Genomic DNA, 22316 nt, shown 5'->3' on the forward strand with positions numbered 1-22316 from the left:
TCTTAGATATCTTGTAATTTTATGACATAATATGACCCGTCAGTCGCTGGGAGGCATTCCCCTATGTCGCGACGCTTTTTTGAATTAATTCGATAGTAGAAGCATGTCACTAGATAACGGGGCAACCCCAGTAAACCCAAGCAATAAGCTTGATCGTCGATTTTCCATCGCTCCAATGATGGATTGGACGACCAGCGATTACCGAGTATTCGCTAGAAAATTGACGAAGAATACGTTGCTTTATACCGAGATGGTGACCACTGGCGCATTGCTACAAGGCAATCATCCTGAAAGATTCTTACGTCATGATGAGTGCGAGCACCCTATTGCTTTACAATTAGGTGGATCTGACGCAGTAGCCTTGGGTAAATGCGCAAAAATGGCGCAGCAAGCTGGCTTTGATGAAGTTAACCTTAATGTCGGTTGCCCAAGTGATAGAGTACAAAACAGTTTAATCGGTGCGTGTTTAATGGCTTACCCTGATAAGGTGAAAGATGCCATGCGTGCGATGCAGGATAACTGCGATATTCCGGTGACGATCAAACACCGCATTGGTTTAGATGACCAAGAAGATTACGGCGTAGTACGAGATTTTGTCGGTGATGTGGCAACGACTGGCGTGACGACTTTTATTGTCCATGCCCGCAATGCGATTTTGGAAGGTTTGAGCCCGAAAGAAAACCGCGAAGTACCGCCGCTCAAATATCATTATGTGCATCAGTTAAAGAAAGATTTCCCTGACCTTGAAATCATTATAAACGGTGGCATAAAAACATTAGATGAATGCAAAGAACAGTTAGCGCACGTAGATGGCGTTATGGTTGGCCGTGAGGCATACCATAATCCATGGATTTTAAGCCAAGTCGACGAAGTATTATTTGGCGGTCAAGCTTTGGTTAATGATCGCTACGAGGCACTAGAAGCTTTCGTTCCTTATGTTGAACGCAAGCTGCAAGAAGGCGAACGCTTGATGCACCTAACCCGACACATTTTGGGTATTTTTCAGGGTGAAGCCGGCGGCAAACAGTTCCGTCGCTACTTGTCTGAAAATGGTCACAAAGCTGACGCACAGGTAAATGTATTATTAGAGGCCATTGAATTGGTCAAAAATCATCAACGCAAAGGATAAGAGCAATGAGCAATAAGTTATCTCAGTTAAAAGAGTTCACGACCATTGTGGCCGACACCGGTGATATAACGGCAATCAAAGATTTTTTACCACAAGATGCGACAACAAATCCGTCTTTGATGCTTAAAGCTGCACAAATTCCAGAGTACGCACCTTTCCTTGACCAAGCAATTGCTTGGGCAAAAACACAAAGCAAGGATAAAGATCAACAAGTTCTAGACGCAGGTGACAAACTTGCGGTTATTGTTGGTACTGAAATTCTAAAATACGTTCCTGGCCGTATTTCTACAGAAGTAGATGCACGTTTGTCTTTTGACAAAGAAGCGACACTAGCGAAAGCACGCAAATTGATTGCGCTTTATGAAGAAGCTGGCGTGTCTCGTGACCGCGTTCTGATTAAAGCAGCGTCTACTTGGGAAGGCATCAAAGCCGCAGAAGAGCTAGAAAAAGAAGGCATCAACTGTAACCTGACTTTGCTTTTCTCTTTTGCTCAAGCGCAAGCCTGTGCTGAAGCTGGCGTTTACCTGATTTCTCCATTCGTTGGTCGTATCCTTGATTGGTACAAAAAATCGACTGGCCAAGAGTACACAGCTGAGACTGATCCAGGTGTTGTATCTGTGACTGAAATCTACAACTACTACAAGCAGCACGGCTACCAAACTGTAGTAATGGGTGCGAGCTTCCGTAACATCGGTGAAATCGAGCAACTTGCTGGTTGTGACCGTTTGACTATCAGCCCTAACCTGCTTGAAGAGTTGAAAAAAGACGAGGGCAAACTTGAGCGTAAATTGGTTCCAACCACTGACGTGAAACCTGCTCCAGCCTCTATCACAGAAGCAGCATTCCGTTGGGCTATGAACGAAGATGCGATGGCGACTGAGAAATTAGCTGAAGGCATTCGTAACTTCGCTGCAGATCAACGTAAATTAGAAATTACTCTAGCGTCTATGCTATAAAATAGAAACAAGTAAGTTAAAAACGCGGCCTAGGTCGCGTTTTTTATTTTTCACAAGAAGAACGAAAGATGACCGAAACAACAGAATTTGAAAAAATGGTTAATAGCGAAGCGTTTAATGCTATCGACCTAGATCTTCGACTACGCAGAGAAACGGCTCGTCTTGCCTGTGCTAAATTCAATGCGCACCCAAGTAAGGGCAATCTTCGTCATGTTACGCGTTTGTTTGCAGAATTTGGTAGTGTGGTGATTGAACCGGGCTTTCAATGCGATTATGGTTCGCAAATTCATCTTGGTGAACGAGTATTCATTAATTTCCAATGTATTTTCTTAGACAGCGCTAAAATTCATATCGGTGACGATGTATTAATCGGTCCCGGCGTTCACTTTTATACGGTTGATCATCCTAGGGATGCTGACTTACGGGCCTCTGGCGAATGCTTTGCGCGGCCTATTACCATTGGCAACAAAGTCTGGATTGGCGGCGGTGCCAAAATCCTACCCGGTATTAAAATTGGCAATAATGCCATTATTGCCGCTAATACAGTGGTGACTAGAAATGTAGCTGAAAACGAACGCTACTTCGGATCGTCACTTTAGATCTTCAATTTAGATAGTTACTTTAGATCTTCAATTTAGATAGTTACTTTAAGTAGCTACTATTTGCATGATCCCATCAAAAAACATGCTTTAAGACCTTAATTAACGCTTCGCTGAATACTTTATCCAACTAGGCAAGCAATCGGCAATTGTTAAGGAAATGCCTTCCAAAACCCTCATCTTGCGACTATTTTCTATATACTTCACTGAAATTCGCGGTAAGAGGTCGCCTTTATGAAAACTTGGATTCTATTTTTAGCAGGCCTGATGGCGCTAAATGTTAGCGCCTCGGATGCTATCGTTGACGATTCACTAAACATTGATCAAATCACTCAATTTGATGGCATACCTTGGGGTATTGCCATAATCAATGATCAAGAAGCTATTGTCACAATCAAAAAAGGCACAGCTTACAAAGTCAATTTAACCACTGGCAAAAAACAAGCTCTGACAGGCCTTCCAGAAGTGGATAACCGAGGCCAAGGCGGTCTACTAGATGTGGCAAAATCGCCACAGTTTAAAGAACAGGGTTGGTTATATTTCACCTATTCAAAGCCAACCGATGATGGCTCAAAAACTACGTTAGCCAGAGCTAAATTAGCAGGCAACAAGCTAACTGAATGGCATGATTTATTGGTCACAGACTCAGCGACCAGCGAAACCAAGCACTATGGTGGACGTATTGCCTTTGATGACCAAGAGCATGTCTTTTTCTCAGTTGGTGATCGTGGTGTTCGTGAGAATGCTCAAGATTTAACAAACCATGCGGGCAGCGTTATTCGTTTAAATTTAGATGGGCGTATACCTGCAGACAATCCTTTTGTCACTCATGCCAATATCCGCAATGAGATATGGAGCTATGGACATCGCAATCCTCAAGGCCTTTTTTACGATACAGATACCCATACGCTATGGTCAAATGAACATGGCCCAAGAGGCGGAGATGAAATAAACCTAATACGCCCAGGTGCGAATTACGGCTGGCCAATTGTGTCTTATGGCAAAGAATACTGGGGACCAATCAGCGTCGGTGAAGGGAACACAAAAGATGGCATAGACAACCCTGCTAAGGTGTTTATTCCTTCTATCGCACCAAGCAGCTTGATACGTTACAAAGGTATGTTGTTTTCGAACTGGAACGGTGATTTCCTATCCACTGCACTCGCTTTGAGACATTTAAACAAGATCAAAATTGATAAGAATGGCAAGACAACAGAAACTCGTTACCTTGAACATTTGGATGAGCGTCTTCGTTCAATTGCTCAGGATTCAGCTGGTGTGCTGTACATTGGTACGGACTCTGGAAAGCTATTAAAGATCACATTAGCAATAGATAGTAGTCTCAAGAAAGCAAGCTAAGGAGCATTAACAATGCCCCTTCATTTTGGACTCAATTAAACATAGTTTCTATTAATAGCGTCTAATGATTCATTAAATGAGCTAATCAAAAGCACCTAAGCTCTTAATCCATTAAAACAACACAATTCCGGCCAAGACTTTTTGCTTTGTATAACCGCTGGTCGGCAATTCTGTATAAATGCTTAAAATCACCACGCCCTTTCTGACTACAAGACACGCCAATACTCACAGTATAATGAATTTCCAGCTCATCAAAATAAAATAGAGAGTCATCTACATACTGGCAAAATGCGACTGACCAGTTCTTGCTTTGCGCAGCTGGCATAAAAACACAAAACTCTTCTCCACCTAAGCGAAATAGCTGCTCGTTATCATCAACATGCGCCCTTAATCGCTCAGCAAAGTCCACCAGCACCGCGTCACCAACTTCATGCCCATGTATATCATTTATTTTTTTGAAATTATCTAGATCTATCAAAACAAGTGCTAATTCATCGCCCATCCCAGTAACTTGTTGAAGCTGATATAGCGAGTTTTGACTAACATTACGGCGATTGGCAAGACCTGTAAGAGGGTCGGTAGATGCTATTTTCTTTAAAGCATATAACATTTTCTTGTGAACTCGCTCGGCACCGTGAGTTAGCCCCCATAAGAAGACATAGGCTAGAAACAAGTTCACGACAATACTAATTAGACCGTCTTTAAAATCATCATAAAAGCGCAGAAATAGAATAGTACTAACCAAACAAAGGCAAACAGCGCTCAACCAAAAGCCTGTACGTTTACCCAACATAAGATAGGAGGTCATAGGGAAAATAAGCACCCAAACCTGTCGACCAGAATACAGAGGAGAAAAGCTGATTCCGATTAAAATACAGGCAAAGATAAACGCTACATAAAGCGAAACAAACCACTTGTAATGACGCCACTGTATAGGGCAAAACCATACACAAATGGTCAGCATTAGCAGAATAGCTTCTGCCAATGCGACTTGATACTTTGCCGCCATTACATTAAGCACTATCAGTACAAGGCAAGAACTGCCTATCACTAGCAAAAAACCTTTTACTAGCGCTTCATTAAAAAGGCTTTCATTAAACCAATGGGATGTCGACAGCCGCTTATTCATTAAAATAGATTCTGTTATTCGGACCAACTACTGTCCGCGGTGACATCACTCTCTGACGAAATATTGCCATCCGTCGCTGCGGCAGAGTCATCGCCCCAACTATCGACTTCAGCTTCATCCCCCCAGCTATCACTCGCAGAATCATCACCCCAGCTATCGTTTTCAGTTTCATCACCCCAACTATCGTCTGCTGAATCAGTATTTTTGATAGCTTGTTTCTTTGGTGGATTTCCATCGTAAACTTCATATGCTCTATTTTGTAAATACACATCTCGGATAAAGCTGTACCTGTCCCCAACAATCATGCCTTCCGCATTGAGGTAACGTGCTCTTGTTTCCACAACGTCTAAGGCTAATAAACCAAGCTCCTCATCATCATTTAAGTCGAGAATGCTTGTTTCATCAAGGTACGTATATTTAATGGCCAAACCTGAACCATCACGCACAGTAGAAGGACCAAAGAATGGCAATACCAAATAAGGGCCAGATGACACGCCCCAATACCCAAGCGTTTGGCCAAAGTCTTCATCGTATTTTTTTAGCCCCATTTCGCTAGCCACATCAAAAAGACCCAACCAGCCAGCTGTACTGTTTATCAGAAAACGAAAAGTAGACGACGCCGTTGCATCCCATTTACCCTGTAGTAAATTGTTGGTTATATTGCCGATTTCTCCAAGGTTAGAGAAAAAATTGCTCACACCTCTCTGTACGGGATTAGGCGTAATAGCCTTATATCCCTCAGCAACAGGCTTTAAAACAGCACCATCAATTGCATCATTGAAAGTAAACATAGAGCGGTTGAAACCTTCCCATGGATCTTCTTTGGTTTCTACTGGCACCTGTGCACAGGATTGCACAAGCAACAACAAAGAGCCAAAAAGTAAAGTGCCGATTGCTTTAAACATTTTCACTATCCTTAACTTGTAAGACTTCACGCACAGCGTCTGACTAAAAAACCTTATTTATAAAATCAAACCAATTTTTTGACTTCTTGCCATTGCTTATTTAAGCGCTTCTCTGAAATGGGCTCTAACGTGCCAACCGACTGAGCAAACAAAGAAATACGATATTCCTCTAACATCCAACGATATTTGATCAACTCTGGATCATATAAAGCTTTTTCGTCATGGGCTTTTTTCTGTCTGGAATAAGTTTGCCAAAGGCTTTCTAATTCAGACACATATTGGTTTTCTTTGTTCAGATGATTTTGAAAGCGCTCCAAACGCACTTCAATACCTTTAAAATAACGCGGCAATTGCCCTAACCAAAACAAGGGTGTATTACCAATAAAACCGGGGTAAATAAGCTGCTCTAGTTGGACTTTAATATCACCGTAAATTCGTGTCCAAGGCAGAGGAATACTGCCTTTCATCCTCTTTGCCACACCTTGATAAGATGACAACACACGATAAAGCTGTCCCGCCATATCGTTCGCCACGCTCACCAATTGCGGTTTATTTTTCACTAGGCAACTTTCAAATTCTGCTTTTGTGCGGGGCAAAGCACGCCCATCCAAGAAAACCTTGTCTAAAACCGCATTAAGCAAATCATCCAATAAGGTTTCTTTTTGACCTAATGGCGAAAAAATTAGCATAGATTCTTTAAGATGCGGTAGGTTCTTTTGCAGATAACGCATTTCTTTGCTCAATGTAAGTTTAAGCAAAGTGACCACCCCTTTTCGATGGCTTTCCAGCGCGGTGTTCTGATCATCAAACATTTTAAGTGACACATGATCGCCTTGTGCCACCAAAGCGGGGAACGCCGTGACCTTAATCCCAGCTTGTTTAATCTCCTGACGCTCAGGAATGCCCTGCTCAGGCCAAGAAGTTAAACCTTCTTGCTCATGTTGTTTGGTACCAAATTTTGCAAAACTTTCTTCAACTAGGTCGCTAAACTGAGTTTGAAGCTGAGCAAGATTTTTACCTACACCGAGCACCTTACCGCGCTCGTCCACCACTTCTAGGTTCAAGGTTAAGTGAGAATCTAGCTTATCGGCATTCCATTCATTAAGCGGAATATCAATCAGCGTTTCGCGCTTAATCTGCAAACTAAGCTGTTCAAGCAAATCACCTTTGTCTTTCGACAAGTTGGGATAAACACGATCAACAAACTGCGGAATCGGCACAAAGCGACGACGCAAAGCCTTAGGCAAAGCCCGCAATAACGCTTCACAGCGCTCTTTGATAAAGCCGGGCACAGCCCAACCTAAATCCTCTAAACTCAGCTGACGTAACAAACCAACTGGGACTTTTAAGGTCGCGCCATCGGCTGCTTGACCCGGATCGAATTTATAATCAATCGGTAAAGCGACACCGTTCAAACCAAAGGAATCAGGAAAGGCAAGATCGTCGACACTGACATCTTGATTAATCAAGTCCTCACGAGTCATTAACAAAGCATCAGGCGAAGTTTTAACGAAATGCTCTAAGCTTTTTAGATTGCGAACATGATCAGGTAATCGAGAATTGTAGAAGGCAAACACCGTTTCATCGTCAACCAGAATGTCACGTTTGCGCAGTTTAGCTTCTTGGGCCTCTAACGATTCCATCAGCGCTTTGTTCTTACGATAAAACGCCTGTTTAGTACGAAGTTCACCTTCCACTAGCCCAGAGCGAATAAAAATCTCGCGTGCTTCTTCAGGATTCACATGACCATAATCAATACTGCGTTTCGCCACAATCACCAAACCATAAAGCGATACTTGCTCATGGGCCATGATGCGGCCTTGATTACGCTCAAAGTGTGGGTCAAAGTATTGACGCTTCACAAACGGCGCCGCGTACTCTTCGATCCAAACAGGATCAATTCGCGCCGTGACTCGCGCATACAATTTACTGGTCTCAATTAACTCAGCCGCCATAATCCATTGTGGCGGTTTTTTGAATAACATGGACCCAGGGAATATCGCCAATTTACGCGAGCGACAGCCAAGCATTTCTTTGCTGTCTTCCATTTTATTAGCAACTTGCGTAAACATACCGGCTAACAAAGAACGGTGAATCGCTTCGTAATGACGTTCTTCATGCTGGACTTCTTTAAAGCCAAGCTGCTTACAAGCAATCATGATTTGTCGATGAATATCTCGCCATTCACGCATGCGCATGAAATTCAAAAATTGCTTACGGCAATATTGGCGCAATTGATTTTGTGATAAGGCTTGGCGTTGCTCTTCAAAACGTTCCCACAAATTCAAGAACACAGCGAAATCTGAGTCTTCGTCTTTATCGACTGCATGAGCTTGGTCGGACTGAGCTTTTTTGTCTTGAGGGCGTTCACGAGGATCAGGGATAGACAAGGCACTGACAATAATCGCCACTTCTTTGAGCACACTGTGTTGCTCGGCTGCGATTAGAATTCGCCCTAATTTAGGATCGATTGGCAACTTAGCAAGCTGACGTCCAATCGGCGTCAGTCGCTCTTTGTCCAAGGCACCAAGCTCGGTTAACGCTCGGTAGCCATCGTTGATCATGCGTTTTTCTGGCATTTCAACGAAAGGAAATTTCTCAACCGCACCAAGTTTTAAATTGGCCATCTGCAAAATAACCGATGCCAAGTTGGTACGGAAAATTTCTGGATCGGTAAACTCTGCACGATTGTTAAAATCTTCCTCGTCATACAAGCGAATACAAATACCATCCGCCACACGACCACATCGCCCTGCCCTTTGGTTGGCGCTGGCTTGACTGATTTTTTCAATCGGCAACTGTTGGACTTTGGAACGCACGCTATAGCGACTAATTCGCGCCAAACCCGGATCAATCACGTAACGAATGCCCGGTACGGTTAGCGAGGTTTCAGCAACGTTGGTCGACAACACAATACGACGACCAGAATGGGATTTAAAAATACGTTGTTGCTCGCTAGCGCTCAATCGAGCATATAAGGGCAGGACTTCCGTGCTGCGTAATTCGGCACGACGAAGAATCTCAGCGGTTTCACGAATTTCTCGTTCACCCGGCAAAAATACTAGAATGTCACCCGCACCGCGATAGCCGGATTGTCGCTCTTCGGCGATCAGCAGTTCTACTGCGTCTAAAACGCCTTGCTCCATACTTTGGTCTTCGTCTAGCTCTTCTGAGTCAGACTTACTGAGCAATGGCTGATAACGCACTTCAACAGGATAAGTTCGACCTGATACTTCGATGATAGGCGCGTTTTCAAAATGCTCAGAAAAACGCTCTACGTCTATGGTCGCCGAGGTAACAATGACTTTTAGATCAGGTCGAGCTGCCAAGACTTGCTTTAAATACCCCAGCAAGAAATCGATGTTCAGACTGCGTTCATGGGCTTCATCGATAATGATGGTGTCGTATTTATAAAGACGTTTATCTTGTTGGATTTCGGCCAACAAAATACCGTCTGTCATCAGCTTAATCAGTGTTTCTTCATTACTTTCGTCACTAAAACGAACCTGAAAACCTACTTGCTCGCCAAGATTAACTTGCAACTCATCGCTAATACGCTCTGCCACACTGCGAGCGGCAATTCGCCTTGGCTGCGTATGACCAATCAGACCCGCGATTCCGCGACCTGCTTGCAAGCACATTTTAGGCAATTGCGTGGTTTTACCCGAGCCTGTTTCACCAGCAATAATGATGACTTGATTTTCTTGGATCGCTTTGATGATTTCGTCAGCACGAGCCGCAACCGGCAAGCTTTCATCGTAGGTAATCTTTGGCATACGTGACAAACGAGCTTGGTACAGAGTCTCAGATTTTTCGATAAGAGCATTCACTTCAGATTGCATACGATCAAAAGGCAAACCATCCTTTTGACGTTTACTAAGCTGCGCTTGTTTTTGATCAATTAGATGACGATCGCGCGTCATTACGGCATTTGTCGGCATGATAGGTAAACTTGTATCCTTTTTACTTGGCACAGAGAAAATAGTTGCAATAAATAAAGCGCCGTTTCTATTCGAGGTCGTGGCACACCGCTTCAAGTGAAGCTGAGTTGTTGTACAAAAACCTCTATCTATATAGTTGCAAATTCTAACATCAATCCCAACCTAAGGGTTATAGTGAACAACATTCGCGGCACATCTAATACGATGTTGCCATTACTCTCTAAAGACCAACTAACTACAGATCAACAACAAAAAGGAAATGGTATGTCTCATCAAGTATTTGAAGATAACTCTCTTACCATTGGCAACACGCCACTTGTACGTTTAAACCGTATCGGAAATGGAAATATTTGGGCAAAGCTCGAATCTCGTAATCCTGCTTTCTCAGTAAAATGCCGCATCGGCGCCAACATGGTGTGGGATGCAGAAAAGAAAGGCATTCTGAGCAAAGGTAAATCCATCGTTGAAGCCTCAAGCGGTAACACAGGTATCGCCTTGTGTTTCGTTGCAGCATCTCGTGGTTATCCGATTACCATCACTATGCCATCCAGCATGAGTGTGGAACGTCGCCAAGTCATGAAAGCCCTTGGCGCGACGATAGTACTAACTGAACCTGCAAAAGGCATGAAAGGCGCGATTGCCAAAGCCGAAGAAATTGCCCAAGACGAAAACTTCGTATTGCTGCAACAATTCGAAAACCCAGCCAACCCTGAAATTCATGAGAAAACCACTGGCCCAGAGATTTGGCAAGACACCAATGGTGAAATCGATGTTTTCGTCGCAGGTGTTGGTACTGGCGGCACTATCACTGGCGTGAGTCGCTACATTAAAAACACCCAAGGCAAAGCCATTATCAGCGTTGCGGTTGAGCCAACCAGCTCGCCTGTTATCACACAAACGATTAACGGTGAAACACCAACACCATCTCCACATAAAATCCAAGGCATTGGCGCAGGCTTCGTACCGAAAAACTTAGATCTTTCTATCGTAGACCGAGTTGAGCAAGTATCTAACGAAGACGCCATTGCCATGGCAAAACGCCTAATGCGTGAAGAAGGCATCTTGTGTGGTATTTCTTGTGGTGCTGCTGTCGTTGCTGCGGAACGCTTAAGCAAACTAGCAGAATTTAAAGACAAGAAAATCGTCGTAGTATTACCTGATTCCGGCGAGCGTTACTTGTCTACCGCTTTGTTTGAAGGTGAATTTACCGACAACGAATTGGTTCAGTAATAAACGAAATGTAGGTCGACATCAATGTCGACAAAAAACTCGAATCCCTCCTCCTAATGTCTTGCAAGAGGAGGGATTATTTTATTAACCCAAAGCACAATTAATGCGTTTTTTTCGTACCGTAACGAACCATGTCTTTGCCATTTTCAAACACTTCGGTGGTCACATAACGCCCTAACACCAACTGCTGATTATCATCCAGCACTGCCACAAATGGACGACCATTGGCATTATTCGTCGCCAACGCCACGCCAGATACACTGTTCAGACCTAAACCACCCACCTCAACCAAACGTAGAAACGTCTCAAGTTCGTCCAAGGTTTCAATTACATCATTATCATTAATCATTCGTTCTACTCTGTTACACCAATAATGGCGCTAGAATAACAGTAATCACAGCGAGAGAAAAATGGGAAGCCCAACAAAAGTGCTGAGCGTTAGTAATCTCTCATAACTCTTTTTTAGGCTTTTTCTACCACTAGGTAAGTATGAAGTTCAGGATGTTGGTCAAACTCTAAGTGCCTGATAATACAACCAAGCTCAATGAATAACTTTAGGAAACCATTTAAACCAAGTGACGAATAGTAAACTTCTGGCCCCATAAAATTGTTAGTATGAAAACCCTCTTCATCAGTACCACCAAATGAAAAAATCAACACACCACCGACATTCAGACTTTCTACTAGTTTAGTAAGAACATTTCTTTGCTCTGACAAAGGAATATGCCAAATACTGTCCCATGCTGTTATGAAATCGTACTTCTCAGATAGTTCGCATTCACAAATGTCACCTTGCACAAAGCGAATATCCGGATGCTTTTTACGCGCAATATTTAGCATCTCATCGGAAATATCTAAACCTGATGGAGTAAAACCTTCACCTTGGAGTAAATCTATAAAGCGTCCAGTGCAACCGCAACCAACATCCAAAGCGTTGCCTCGACTCTTAACAAAACTAATTGCTTTCTTGTGCTGAGAAATCCCATTATTTATATCAAATTCTTCACTATTCCAAATATGAGTGATTTGATTATATGCTTTCCCGATATCTTCTGGCTTCACCCTTTATCTCCCTTATAAAGCCTAACATTGCTAACTGCGACCAAACTCAGAACACTCCAGCGCACGAGGCCCCCAAGCAACTTGTCTTTGTTATGCATCTTGATCTATTCTCAACTGAAATATATTGCCCTCACAGTCATGAGCATCACATACTTTTCGGCCACCAAATTCCCAATTTTTTGGAGGAAAGACAGAACCACCTTTGTTTTTAATCACCTCACTAATTATCTCTAACGGAGTATTAATAAAAAATGTTGGTTTGATCGGAGTACTCGCTCTTGGAGAGTGCAAGTCAGAAACCGTTTTAGAAACCTCTGTCTCAAGCAACACCAACTCAAAATCGCCATCCGCCAATAAAGCATATGAATTGTCGCCTTCAACTTTATTAAGCGCGAAAACGTGAGAATAAAAATCAGACAATCGGCTAACTGAAGAAGCGTACATCACAAATCCTGTTTTCATATGCCTATTCTATGCCTCACCTCAATCTTGGTTACACAATGTCGGTAGTTTTCTGGGCGTGCACATTAGCTTCTCGATGCAACACCTCACCAGTTCTAATATTACATGAGCCTATACATGGCTGTTGAAAGTCACGCCCAAACTCTTCACAAGATAAAAGGTATTCATCTACCGAACAACGAAACTCGGCTTCAAGCTCTTTCAACGTCGTCTCTTCATACGTCACTAATAGGTTTCTTAGATCATTTAGAAAATATGACAATCATTAACGCACCGTTAAGCAGTGAGCAGTACACTGATTACACTGATGTTTAACTGAAGTTAGAAATACCATGTACTGACTATCAGCTTAAGCCGTTACTTTTGTTAAATCGCCTAACTTTAGTACACATATTTTTCATTGGTGATGATGTATTGAACTGAATCATTCGACCTAACGTCCATTTTTCATACCATGTCGTTTCATACAATTCTTCATTGCTTAAACTTGAAACTAAAGAGATAAGCTCGTTAATAGTTGAGTCCAACTCCTTGAGTAAGTCTTCGTATTTCCAGTCACTGTACTCAACATGAAAACTTACAGCCAATAAACCAAGCTGATTCCATTTGTAGCCAGTATCAGGGAAAACCACCGGAAGACCTTGAGACCTCAAACTATGCCACTTCAAGACCAACTTCCCCCAACCAACAAGGTAGGCAACAGTGTCACAAACACTAATTTGTGTTCCTTTTATATTACCCTCAAGCTCGCACTTACGTGAAAGTGATTCTGGAACAATCCGGTAATCGTCCATAAGCTTGGGAAATATCGAGTTTATGGCAGAGAGCAACTCATCTTTTGATTGTGGAATTGAGGACATAGTTTCCTCCATTTACATAACATAATAGTTAAAAGGCAGACTTCAGCCTGTCCCAATAAGCGCAACAAATAGTTTGATCCACTTATTAGACGTTGCTCACTATAACCTCACAATTTATCAGGGAAGTATTCAAGTATCTCATCATCAGCATAATTAAATAAACCAGTGGAACGCCAACCTAGTTGAAATGACAACAGGGAACATCAACAAAGCATAAAACCGGAAAAATGAGCGTGCGTATTGTGTTCTTTTAAAAAGAATAAAAAGAAGTTATTTGAAGGGTCAATCGTCCATTAATTTCTTTGCTTTTGATTCCTTTATGTAGCAAATGTACCGCGAGTTAAAGTAGATTTCCAGAGAGGTTGTCGGCACAAGCTTGAAAATCAAAAATTACCACAACCTGCTTTCAATAATAAAACGATGAAAGCCGATGCAAATCTCATAAGCGAGGTCAAATGATAGACTCGAGCGACGGGGATTGCTTTGGCTTTTGCGGATGAGAAAACAACCGCATCTTCCGTCTTCCCCTTTCTTCAAGGGTAATAGACTTTAGTTCGCTTTGATCTGGCAAACCACTTCGCCACCTTCAAACACACATAGCTCGCCTTCTACCATTTGCTGCCACGTTTCGTCATGAGTTAATGGTTGTGTGGCGATGACGGTGACGACGTCTTTGTCTGTAGTGACTTCTTTGAAATCAATAATGACATCTTCATCTGACAAGGTGGCTTTCTTAAATGGCGCTCGACGGGTAATCCAATGCAATTTGGTGGTACAAAAGCAATATAAGCGCACACCATCAGACAGCATCATGTTAAACACACCACGTTTTTTTAGCTGCAAAGCTAATGCCGATAGCGCTTCAGACACTTCTGTTAAGCTTGGTTCCTGATCACCAAAGCGTGTTTGTAGTTGCTCAACGATCCAACAAAAAGCGCGCTCGGAGTCTGTGCTACCCAATGGGTGATGAAAAGTAATCGGTAAGGAATCCGCTGCTTCTAATTGCCCGTTATGAGCATAAGTCCAAGTTTTACCCCATAACAAACGACTAAACGGGTGTGTATTTAATAAACACACCTCACCTACGTTGGCTTGGCGGATATGACTGATCACGATATCGCATTTTAATGATGTGTTGCTGATGACTTCCGCCATGTCCGAATCAGCACTCGGTCTTGGGTCGTGGATCGCCCAAACATAGCCATCACGATACATAGCCATTCCCCAGCCATCTTTATGAGGACCAGTACGCCCGCCACGAGCACGTAAACCAGAAAAACTAAAACATATATCGGTCGGCACATTGGCGCTCATGCCCAATAACTCACACATCGTCTAGATCATCTCTTCTAAGGGATTGATTTTTCTTTATACGACGATACAAAAATATACCGCCAGCTATCACCACAATGCCACCTAGATTTAGTGCGGCATACAAAACCCATTCTGATGTTGATAGATTGTTCGCTTTATCTAAAACTTGATCAGCTACAGACTCTTCTGTTGCTGAACTCTCTTTTGGTAATGGATCAGAAGTTTCTGCAACATCGTCGACAATAGACACAGATGGTGGAACGAACACAGGAGCCACATCATTGTTAGACGAAGGTTCTGACATATTGAGTGAACTATTCATATCGCCATTCACCAAAGTAACGATTGGCGCGCCATTTCCTTGTCGATCAAAGTGCCACATCGGCGTCCAATAATCAAAACGCTGTCCAGTTTGAGTCATACCAATCAACTTAGCTCGGACATTAACATTATCGCCCGGAGAAACTGGAATGATTTTTTCCCAATAACCTTGCCCAACAAGGGGCATTTCTTCCGTCTCGGTGGTGCCATTATTGTAGGTAAACTCAAGCTTCACATTAGAACGCAGCATGTTCAGTTTTAAGTTCACAGGCTTCGCAGAAAACGCGACTAAATTACCGCCAGGACTCGTACCTTCGAATTCAATAGCAGGATGAACGGTAAAAAACTGGCTAAGCTGGCGAGAGAAGGTTTTGCCATCTAATAAGCTGACAAGCTCATAATTGCCCGGTTCGTTAATGCCGTCTAAACGCTGTTTAAATTGCTCATTCGTTCTCACCGTATCCTGAGAGAAAATAGTCTCTTTTTGTTCGCCACTTAAACGTACTAACGTTTGTTTTACGTCCAGTAGATTCAGCACTTTGTCGTCTTTGATTAGCTCATTTTTTTGAAACAAGCCGACAGTTGAATAAATAGGTTCATTCTGAAATATCACGGGTGCGACAGGTGTTGCTTGCGCGCTTAAATCTGTAATCACGCGAATGCTGCTTCGATCAAGATCAACATTATTGACTTGCCATGTACCTGACGCAGGACCGCGAACTGTTATTAGGGTGTAATGATCCGAACTAGAGACAGATACTTCGGCATTGCTAGCCAGTGACAATAACTTACCATCAGGTTTGACAATATGAGGCTGTATACCATTTTCGTGGAAAACAACAAGAGTAAGCTCTTGGATCGCATCGTCCACTGTAAAACGATTACCATCGAATGGTAATTCATCCGAGGGTGAAGCTTGGGAGAAAATACGGTCAAATGTGTCCAATAAGTCTTCAGGAATAGCGACTTCAGTGTGTGTTGCGTCAGTGCGCAATGACAAGGATTCAAGTAACGCTTTGTCGGTGTAACCTGTCATAGAAATAGTATGAAGATGAATACCACGCTCTTCTAACTTAGACGTTAATTGATTAAGAATACGATCACGAGAAGCTTTGTTCACCGCCTCTTCCAAACTGATGTCTACCATGCCATCAGTAACTAAAATCCAATGACGATTAAAGCCAGGCTTTAGGTTTCCCGAGTCGGGTGTTTCCAACAAAAGCTTGATAATGGCTTCTAAATCGGTTTTGACATCTTGCGTCACATAACTATCTACATAGCTCGCCAGTTTAGTTTTATTGGCTTTATTAACGATGGCTTCTGGTAAGAGCACTCTAGGCTCCTCGCCAAACAACCAAATCCCTAGTGTGGCTTTTTCTTCAGGCGCAAGATTAGAAATAAGACGCAACGCCTCAGATGTAAGCTTATCAGGATCACTGATCAACATACTGCCAGAGGCATCAACAATGACACGGAACTGAGTGTCCGCTTTACTCAACGGCATCCAAAAGGATAAAACAGCCACTAACAACACAGTATTTATTTTCAACCACTTCACGTTTGCGAACTCCTTGAACTACTTTACTTTGCTGAATTTAGCGACCATTTGCCGTAACTAAGCCGAGATCTCAAATTACATCATACGGTTCCGGCATACCATGTACCCATTTAATAACATGGGTTTCCCACTCTTCTTCATCAACGGTATTTTCATTCACCGCATAATGGCGAACGGTTAGCCCTTGGCGAAGCATTTCTTTATCACTACCAACCACCAAAGGGTGCCAATTCGGCAAGTCTTTGGTTTCGTACAATACACGATAACTACAGGTATCAGGTAACCAATGAAATTCGTCAACCTGATCAGGTGTTAGCGTAATACATGTCGATACTTTATCTTGTCGAGTTTCATAGACCTTACACTGGCAAGAACCAATATTCAGTTGATGACAAGATAAATTGGTATAAAACACCTCTTCGGTTTCATCGTCTTGTAATTTTTGCAGGCAACATTTACCGCATCCATCACAAATAGATTCCCATTCGACTGGAGACATTTTCTTCAGTGGAGTGGTTTTCCAAAAAGGCTCGTAACGCTTTGCAATCATTCTCTAAATCCAAGTAATTAATAAACCGCTTGCGTCGGTGTTTTATATAAATCCAACAAATACTCTTCCTTCACTGGCGGTAATTGCAAATAAAAACCTTTTTCACGAATGCCTTTAGTGACACTTTCTGGTGTCGCGCGAGCTAACTTACTTTCATTGGTCAACAACATGGTCATCGCACTGATGCCTTTGCCAAACCGAGTCATAAGCTCTTCAGGAATTTCCTTCAGCCCTTTGCTTTTTTCTACATACAAGTACATTCCATCATGCTTGCTGGAACGAAATACTTCTACGATTAAATGCTGTTTCATATTTTACCCTTGGCGCTATAAGGCCATTTTAGGACTTTTAAATTTTTCTATTTTTTAAACCTATTCAATATAGGATCAACAATCACATCACGACGCCAGCCAGTCATTGCAGGATTTTGCAAGTCAATCTCAGTACCTTCATACAAATGACGCACTAATGGATCCAATAACTTACGCTTCATCATAGCTTCCGGCGCAATATTTAACATCTCAGCTTTATCACGAATAAACGCTTTAATTGCTTTCGTTAAATCACCGGCCTGAGATGGTAAAGGGATTTCCAACGGCAATTGATATTCATCAGGTGACAATTCATTCACCAAAGCGACATTTTGCAAAATAACCTCACCATACAAACGGTGCTGACGGCCAGTTAGCTCTTCCGCTTCGGAAACTGCTTTATGATGTGTCGGCAAGGTTTTCGCCAACGACCAAAGAGTACGATCTTTTAAGATCTGCCCTTTCGGAACATCTTCTTTACGAGCTTGCTCATCACGCCAAATAAACAGCAAACGCAATAAAGTTAAACCAGCTGGCGTCAAACGCCACGCGGTTTTAATGCCATCCCAGTTTTGCTCTGGATCAGAGTTCATCTGGTATTGCCATTTCAATGAATCGCAATCTTCCATTGCCCATTCGAGCATGTTTTTCGCTTCTAAACGGGCAATTTGCATTGGATAGACTTTTGCCAGATAAACCACATCAAGCGCTGCATAACGTTTTTGTGCATCCGTTAAAGGACGTTGAACCCAGTCTGAACGAGTTTCATCTTTCGCTACTTCAATTTGCAAATATTCATGAATCAGCTTCACATAGCTTAGCGACCATTGCGCGCTAGCATAGGCTTCACCAATTTGAGTATCGTAAAAAGGCGTAGGTAACACACCTAACAAACGATCAAAAACATCCAAATCTTCGGAACAAGCATGAAACACTTTCATCACCGAAGGGGCCACCATCAGGTTACGAAGAGGTTCCCATTCGTCGATGCTCAATGGATCAATCAGTACGGCTTTCTCGCCTTCACTAATTTGAATGAGCCCCGTAATTGGAAAATAGGTTGTGCGACGAATGAATTCTGTATCGACCGCAATTACCGGCAAATCTGCCCAATAATCACACCAGCTGGCCAGCGATTCATTATCCGCAACCCACACTATATTCAGAGCATCATCATTCAGAGCATCATCTTGATCATTCATACTAGAGCTTCTTCCGTCCCTCTAGCGCTAAAGCCAGAGTGTTTCCATCAACGTATTCCAGTTCACCACCCATAGGCACTCCATGGGCAATACGACTGACATTGATGTTCAATGTTTTTAATTTTTCAGCAATATAGTGACAAGTCGCCTCGCCTTCTACTGTTGAGTTAGTGGCAATAATCGCTTCTTCCACTTCATTATGCTGAACCAAAGTTTCTAAACGATCTAAGCCTAATTCTTCCGGACCAATGCCATCAATCGGTGACAAATGTCCTAGCAAAACAAAATAACGCCCAGAAAAGCTACCGGCAGATTCGATTGCTACAACGTCCGCAGGTGTTTCTACAATACATAAATGCTTTGCATCACGCTCAGGATCTATGCAAATCCCGCACTCCGACTCTTCGGTCAAAGTACGGCAACTTGAACAACGCCCGACTTTGTCGAGCGCCTCGCGCAATGCATTTGCTAGTCTATCTGCCCCTTGATGATCACGTTCCAATAAGTACAACGCCATTTTTTGTGCCGATCTTGGTCCAACACCCGGCAAACAACGTAATGATTCAATCAGTTCTTTAATTAAGGGACTAAACAAGGCTCGCTCCTAGAAAGGCATCTTGAAACCAGGTGGCAAAGACATACCCGCTGTAGCAGCAGCCATTTTTTCTTTTTGAGTCACTTCAATATTACGCACTGCATCATTCACGGCAGCCGCGATCAAGTCTTCTAGCATTTCTTTGTCATCACCAAACAAAGAGTCATCAATAGAAACTCGTTTCACATCATGACGACCTGTCATTAGGATTTTAACTAGACCAGCACCCGCTTGGCCTTCTACTTCCATATTGGCAATTTCTTCCTGCGCTTTCTGCATGTTTTCTTGCATCTGCTGCGCCTGGCGCATCATGTTACCCATACCACCTTTAAACATAACTTTTGCTCTCCAATTTAAGCTTTAACTTTAACCGTATCGTAAACCAACTGCGCGCCCATCGTTGCCGACAAAGCTTGCACAACTGGATGTGAATTCAAATGTGTAATTGCCACTTGCAAGGCTTCTGCTCGCTTACTAGCGGCAAATTCTTCTGCGGTAACACCTGTGGTGTCTTCCACTGTATCTATAATCAAAGGCACCGTCATTGCAAAGAAATCACTCAGTGCACCTTGTATTTGTTCGTAACGTACTTGGTTCAACATATGCCCGTATTCTAATGGCACTTCAAGGCGAATACCTTGGTCACTTGCATCCACCAAGCTAGAATTCATTAAAATATTTTGCACTAAACCTGTCAAAGGTAAACGCGGCGCCACCAGCCACCAAAGCTTCATGGTTAGCTCATTATAATGGCTCATTTCTGGCAATGGCATACCTAATGCAGGTTGAGCAATGGTATCTGGTACTTTTGCTAGACGCGTATCAGGTTCTTTGCTTTCTTCGACGATTGGCGACTCTATAGGTTCCGCACCTAAGGCATCAACCAAGTCTGCCGCGGGATTAAATGGATCGACAATATCAGCAATGGCACGTTCTTCAGCTTCTTCTTCGTCCTCATCCTCATCACTTTCATCTAACAATTCTTTTGTGAATCTATCTTCAGCAATAACAAAAGATTTAGGCTCAAGTTCAGGCTTGCTAGCAGTCTCTACCTGTATGTCTGGCTCTTGCTGAGCAGTAGGCTCTAACGCAATGCTGACGGTCTGCAACTCTACATCAATAGACTTTTCTAGCTCACTGCTTTCTACTGCTGCGATTTCAACATCATCTAAAGTGATGGATTCAACATCTTCTTCAATATGGTCCTGAACAGCCTCACTCTGAGCGCTTTCGCTGTCAACAGAGACATGTTCAACAAAATATTCTTCAGCGACGACAGGTTCCGGTGCATCTTCCCAAGGCGGATGTTCAGCAGGTGCTGTAGACCGAACTGACTCTTGCACAGGTTCTGGCTCGATCATTTGCTCAGCAGGCTTAGTGACTAACGGCTCTTCTGATTCAGCTGCTAATGTTTTTTTTTCTGCAATCGGCGAAGACGGATAGTCAGGTTCTGCCGTTTGGTACATTGTTTCAGGCAATGTTTCAGATGATGCTACTTGCACAGTGTCTGTTTGAGCATTCATTACAGGCGGCGCATTATGACTAACCGCCATTGGCGGTACTGGACGGAAGGCTATCAGCCTTAGCATCAGCATTTCAAAACCCGCACGTGTAGAATGTGCTAAATGCAAATCACGACGGCCAATCAATAGGCTCTGATACATGATTTGTATTTCTTCAGAACTAACGCTAGCAGCAATAGCTTGAATACGCGCCAAGTCACCCAGCTGATCCATTAATGCGCCCGGGACTTGTTGCTCTATCGCCACACGATGCAACACATCTAATAAGCTGCCGCATATAGCCGTAAAATCTGGCTGATAGTCAGCAAGTTGCTCTATACGAGTTAAGACTTGCGCCGCGTTTTTAGACGCAACACTTTCTAATAAATCTAGTACTTGCGCTTGATTCACCAAGCCCAACATTGCCGTCACGCCAGATTCCGAAATCGTGCCATTACCAAAGGCAATCGCTTGATCCGTCAAGCTCAACGCATCACGCATACTGCCATTTGCGGCTTGGCCAATTTGCCAAAGCGCAGGCTGATCAAAGTTAACTTCTTCGGTAGTAAGCACGGTTTGCAAATAATCCACCACGCGTTGCGGGGTCATATTTTTAAGGTTGAACTGCAAACAACGTGACAAAATCGTCACAGGAAGTTTCTGTGGATCGGTCGTTGCTAGTAAAAATTTGACGTGTGCTGGCGGCTCTTCAAGAGTTTTTAACAAGGCATTAAAGGAATGAGTCGACAACATGTGCACTTCGTCTATCAGGTAGACTTTAAAACGGCCACGAGTTGGCGCGTATTGCACGTTTTCTAATAATTCGCGGGTATCTTCTACTTTGGTACGAGATGCCGCATCCACTTCGATGAGGTCGACAAAACGACCTTCAGCGATTTCTCGGCAACTATCACAAGTTCCACAAGGCTCAGGCGAAATGCCATTGGTTTCACAGTTCAAGCATTTAGCGAAAATACGCGCGATAGTGGTTTTACCAACACCGCGTGTCCCGGTAAACAAATAGGCGTGATGCAAACGCTGTTGGCGTAAAGCATTCACCAACGCTTGAAGTACATGGTCTTGCCCAGCCATTTCAAGGAAAGTCTGTGGGCGCCATTTACGTGCTAAAACTTGATAACTCATGATGGATACTGGCTGATAAAAAGCGATTTTTTATTGTACGGCAGTACGAGCAATTTCGAAACCACTCTTAGTGCACAGGACAGCAGGTAATTAGGAGAAATAACAAAAAACTTCGCTATAAAGATCAATAGCTTAAATTTAGAACACATTTTCGCCCGATCTATCACCTGAAAATCTAAGTGATAGAT

General features: G+C 43.0%; 21 protein-coding genes. 6 read left to right on the top strand and 15 right to left on the bottom strand.

What is annotated here, in order from left to right; genetic code table 11:
• The first annotated feature begins 103 nt into the window (after positions 1 to 103).
• The 4 genes from dusA to TY87_RS17155 all read left to right on the top strand — a co-directional run bounded on the left by dusA (position 104) and on the right by TY87_RS17155 (position 4043).
• Entirely contained in the window at positions 104 to 1129 is a 1026-nt protein-coding gene (gene dusA / locus TY87_RS17140) for a tRNA dihydrouridine(20/20a) synthase DusA (RefSeq protein WP_100188011.1), read from the top strand.
• A 5-nt stretch (positions 1130 to 1134) separates the two neighbouring features.
• Positions 1135 to 2085 carry a transaldolase gene (tal, locus tag TY87_RS17145; RefSeq protein WP_100188012.1) on the top strand — a complete coding sequence of 317 codons (951 nt, stop codon included), beginning with the start codon at positions 1135 to 1137 and terminating at the stop codon, positions 2083 to 2085.
• Between the two features lie 68 nt (positions 2086 to 2153).
• A complete protein-coding gene (locus TY87_RS17150) occupies positions 2154 to 2684 on the top strand; it encodes a sugar O-acetyltransferase (protein WP_100188013.1) in 531 nt (176 codons plus the stop codon).
• Positions 2685 to 2918: 234 nt separating this feature from the next.
• Positions 2919 to 4043 (top strand): PQQ-dependent sugar dehydrogenase, encoded by a 1125-nt coding sequence (locus TY87_RS17155; RefSeq protein WP_100188014.1) that lies wholly within the window; start codon positions 2919 to 2921, stop codon positions 4041 to 4043.
• A gap of 103 nt (positions 4044 to 4146) precedes the next feature.
• Here TY87_RS17155 and TY87_RS17160 read toward each other — a convergent pair whose 3' ends face one another.
• The 3 genes from TY87_RS17160 to hrpA form a co-directional block, all read right to left on the bottom strand.
• A complete protein-coding gene (locus tag TY87_RS17160) occupies positions 4147 to 5172 on the bottom strand; it encodes a GGDEF domain-containing protein (RefSeq protein ID WP_232617177.1) in 1026 nt (341 codons plus the stop codon).
• A gap of 14 nt (positions 5173 to 5186) precedes the next feature.
• Positions 5187 to 6077 (bottom strand): MlaA family lipoprotein, encoded by an 891-nt coding sequence (locus tag TY87_RS17165; RefSeq protein WP_100188015.1) that lies wholly within the window; start codon positions 6075 to 6077, stop codon positions 5187 to 5189.
• Positions 6078 to 6142: 65 nt separating this feature from the next.
• Positions 6143 to 10018 carry an ATP-dependent RNA helicase HrpA gene (hrpA, locus tag TY87_RS17170; RefSeq protein WP_100188016.1) on the bottom strand — a complete coding sequence of 1292 codons (3876 nt, stop codon included), beginning with the start codon at positions 10016 to 10018 and terminating at the stop codon, positions 6143 to 6145.
• A 264-nt stretch (positions 10019 to 10282) separates the two neighbouring features.
• On the opposite strand from hrpA, the gene cysK reads away from it, so the two are divergent.
• Positions 10283 to 11248 carry a cysteine synthase A gene (gene cysK / locus TY87_RS17175; protein WP_072839881.1) on the top strand — a complete coding sequence of 322 codons (966 nt, stop codon included), beginning with the start codon at positions 10283 to 10285 and terminating at the stop codon, positions 11246 to 11248.
• 100 nt (positions 11249 to 11348) lie between these two features.
• Here cysK and TY87_RS17180 read toward each other — a convergent pair whose 3' ends face one another.
• From TY87_RS17180 to TY87_RS17190, 3 genes are all read right to left on the bottom strand, one after another.
• Positions 11349 to 11597, bottom strand: coding sequence for a hypothetical protein (locus TY87_RS17180; RefSeq protein WP_100188017.1), 249 nt, complete (start codon positions 11595 to 11597; stop codon positions 11349 to 11351).
• Positions 11598 to 11710: 113 nt separating this feature from the next.
• Positions 11711 to 12310, bottom strand: a complete 600-nt coding sequence (locus TY87_RS17185) for a class I SAM-dependent methyltransferase (protein WP_100188018.1) — start codon at positions 12308 to 12310, stop codon at positions 11711 to 11713.
• 90 nt (positions 12311 to 12400) lie between these two features.
• Positions 12401 to 12772, bottom strand: a complete 372-nt coding sequence (locus TY87_RS17190; protein WP_100188019.1) for a hypothetical protein — start codon at positions 12770 to 12772, stop codon at positions 12401 to 12403.
• 117 nt (positions 12773 to 12889) lie between these two features.
• Between TY87_RS17190 and TY87_RS22630 the strand changes: the two genes are divergently transcribed.
• Entirely contained in the window at positions 12890 to 13087 is a 198-nt protein-coding gene (locus tag TY87_RS22630; RefSeq protein ID WP_198432126.1) for a hypothetical protein, read from the top strand.
• Positions 13088 to 13116: 29 nt separating this feature from the next.
• Here the strand turns inward: TY87_RS22630 and TY87_RS17200 are convergent, their stop codons facing one another.
• The 9 genes from TY87_RS17200 to dnaX form a co-directional block, all read right to left on the bottom strand.
• A complete protein-coding gene (locus TY87_RS17200; protein WP_100188021.1) occupies positions 13117 to 13632 on the bottom strand; it encodes a ClbS/DfsB family four-helix bundle protein in 516 nt (171 codons plus the stop codon).
• A gap of 549 nt (positions 13633 to 14181) precedes the next feature.
• Positions 14182 to 14964: a class II glutamine amidotransferase gene (locus TY87_RS17210; RefSeq protein ID WP_100188022.1), complete on the bottom strand. Its 783-nt coding sequence runs from the start codon at positions 14962 to 14964 to the stop codon at positions 14182 to 14184.
• A complete protein-coding gene (locus TY87_RS17215; RefSeq protein WP_100188023.1) occupies positions 14957 to 16825 on the bottom strand; it encodes a VWA domain-containing protein in 1869 nt (622 codons plus the stop codon). The genes TY87_RS17210 and TY87_RS17215 overlap by 8 nt, the downstream gene beginning before the upstream one ends.
• Before the next feature lie 70 nt (positions 16826 to 16895).
• Entirely contained in the window at positions 16896 to 17375 is a 480-nt protein-coding gene (locus tag TY87_RS17220) for a YcgN family cysteine cluster protein (RefSeq protein WP_100188024.1), read from the bottom strand.
• 17 nt (positions 17376 to 17392) lie between these two features.
• Entirely contained in the window at positions 17393 to 17686 is a 294-nt protein-coding gene (locus tag TY87_RS17225) for a YcgL domain-containing protein (protein WP_072839732.1), read from the bottom strand.
• Positions 17687 to 17733: 47 nt separating this feature from the next.
• Positions 17734 to 18888 carry a ribonuclease D gene (gene rnd, locus TY87_RS17230; protein ID WP_100188025.1) on the bottom strand — a complete coding sequence of 385 codons (1155 nt, stop codon included), beginning with the start codon at positions 18886 to 18888 and terminating at the stop codon, positions 17734 to 17736.
• Position 18889: 1 nt separating this feature from the next.
• Positions 18890 to 19483: a recombination mediator RecR gene (gene recR / locus TY87_RS17235; protein WP_100188026.1), complete on the bottom strand. Its 594-nt coding sequence runs from the start codon at positions 19481 to 19483 to the stop codon at positions 18890 to 18892.
• 9 nt (positions 19484 to 19492) lie between these two features.
• Positions 19493 to 19819 (bottom strand): YbaB/EbfC family nucleoid-associated protein, encoded by a 327-nt coding sequence (locus tag TY87_RS17240; protein ID WP_012070231.1) that lies wholly within the window; start codon positions 19817 to 19819, stop codon positions 19493 to 19495.
• Between the two features lie 17 nt (positions 19820 to 19836).
• Positions 19837 to 22128 carry a DNA polymerase III subunit gamma/tau gene (dnaX, locus tag TY87_RS17245; RefSeq protein WP_100188027.1) on the bottom strand — a complete coding sequence of 764 codons (2292 nt, stop codon included), beginning with the start codon at positions 22126 to 22128 and terminating at the stop codon, positions 19837 to 19839.
• Positions 22129 to 22316: the final 188 nt, after the last annotated feature.

The organism is Marinomonas sp. BSi20584, from assembly GCF_002792415.1.
Classification (GTDB): Bacteria; Pseudomonadota; Gammaproteobacteria; order Pseudomonadales; family Marinomonadaceae; genus Marinomonas; species Marinomonas polaris.

Bases quoted from the DNA above. Each gene is read 5' to 3' on its own strand.
- dusA (WP_100188011.1), top strand. From the start codon at position 104: ATGTCACTAGATAACGGGGCAACCCCAGTAAACCCAAGCAATAAGCTT.
- tal (WP_100188012.1), top strand. From the start codon at position 1,135: ATGAGCAATAAGTTATCTCAGTTAAAAGAGTTCACGACCATTGTGGCC.
- TY87_RS17150 (WP_100188013.1), top strand. From the start codon at position 2,154: ATGACCGAAACAACAGAATTTGAAAAAATGGTTAATAGCGAAGCGTTT.
- TY87_RS17155 (WP_100188014.1), top strand. From the start codon at position 2,919: ATGAAAACTTGGATTCTATTTTTAGCAGGCCTGATGGCGCTAAATGTT.
- TY87_RS17160 (WP_232617177.1), bottom strand. From the start codon at position 5,172: ATGAATAAGCGGCTGTCGACATCCCATTGGTTTAATGAAAGCCTTTTT.
- TY87_RS17165 (WP_100188015.1), bottom strand. From the start codon at position 6,077: ATGTTTAAAGCAATCGGCACTTTACTTTTTGGCTCTTTGTTGTTGCTT.
- hrpA (WP_100188016.1), bottom strand. From the start codon at position 10,018: ATGCCGACAAATGCCGTAATGACGCGCGATCGTCATCTAATTGATCAA.
- cysK (WP_072839881.1), top strand. From the start codon at position 10,283: ATGTCTCATCAAGTATTTGAAGATAACTCTCTTACCATTGGCAACACG.
- TY87_RS17180 (WP_100188017.1), bottom strand. From the start codon at position 11,597: ATGATTAATGATAATGATGTAATTGAAACCTTGGACGAACTTGAGACG.
- TY87_RS17190 (WP_100188019.1), bottom strand. From the start codon at position 12,772: ATGAAAACAGGATTTGTGATGTACGCTTCTTCAGTTAGCCGATTGTCT.
- TY87_RS22630 (WP_198432126.1), top strand. From the start codon at position 12,890: ATGGCTGTTGAAAGTCACGCCCAAACTCTTCACAAGATAAAAGGTATT.
- TY87_RS17200 (WP_100188021.1), bottom strand. From the start codon at position 13,632: ATGTCCTCAATTCCACAATCAAAAGATGAGTTGCTCTCTGCCATAAAC.
- TY87_RS17210 (WP_100188022.1), bottom strand. From the start codon at position 14,964: ATGTGTGAGTTATTGGGCATGAGCGCCAATGTGCCGACCGATATATGT.
- TY87_RS17220 (WP_100188024.1), bottom strand. From the start codon at position 17,375: ATGATTGCAAAGCGTTACGAGCCTTTTTGGAAAACCACTCCACTGAAG.
- TY87_RS17225 (WP_072839732.1), bottom strand. From the start codon at position 17,686: ATGAAACAGCATTTAATCGTAGAAGTATTTCGTTCCAGCAAGCATGAT.
- rnd (WP_100188025.1), bottom strand. From the start codon at position 18,888: ATGAATGATCAAGATGATGCTCTGAATGATGATGCTCTGAATATAGTG.
- TY87_RS17240 (WP_012070231.1), bottom strand. From the start codon at position 19,819: ATGTTTAAAGGTGGTATGGGTAACATGATGCGCCAGGCGCAGCAGATG.
- dnaX (WP_100188027.1), bottom strand. From the start codon at position 22,128: ATGAGTTATCAAGTTTTAGCACGTAAATGGCGCCCACAGACTTTCCTT.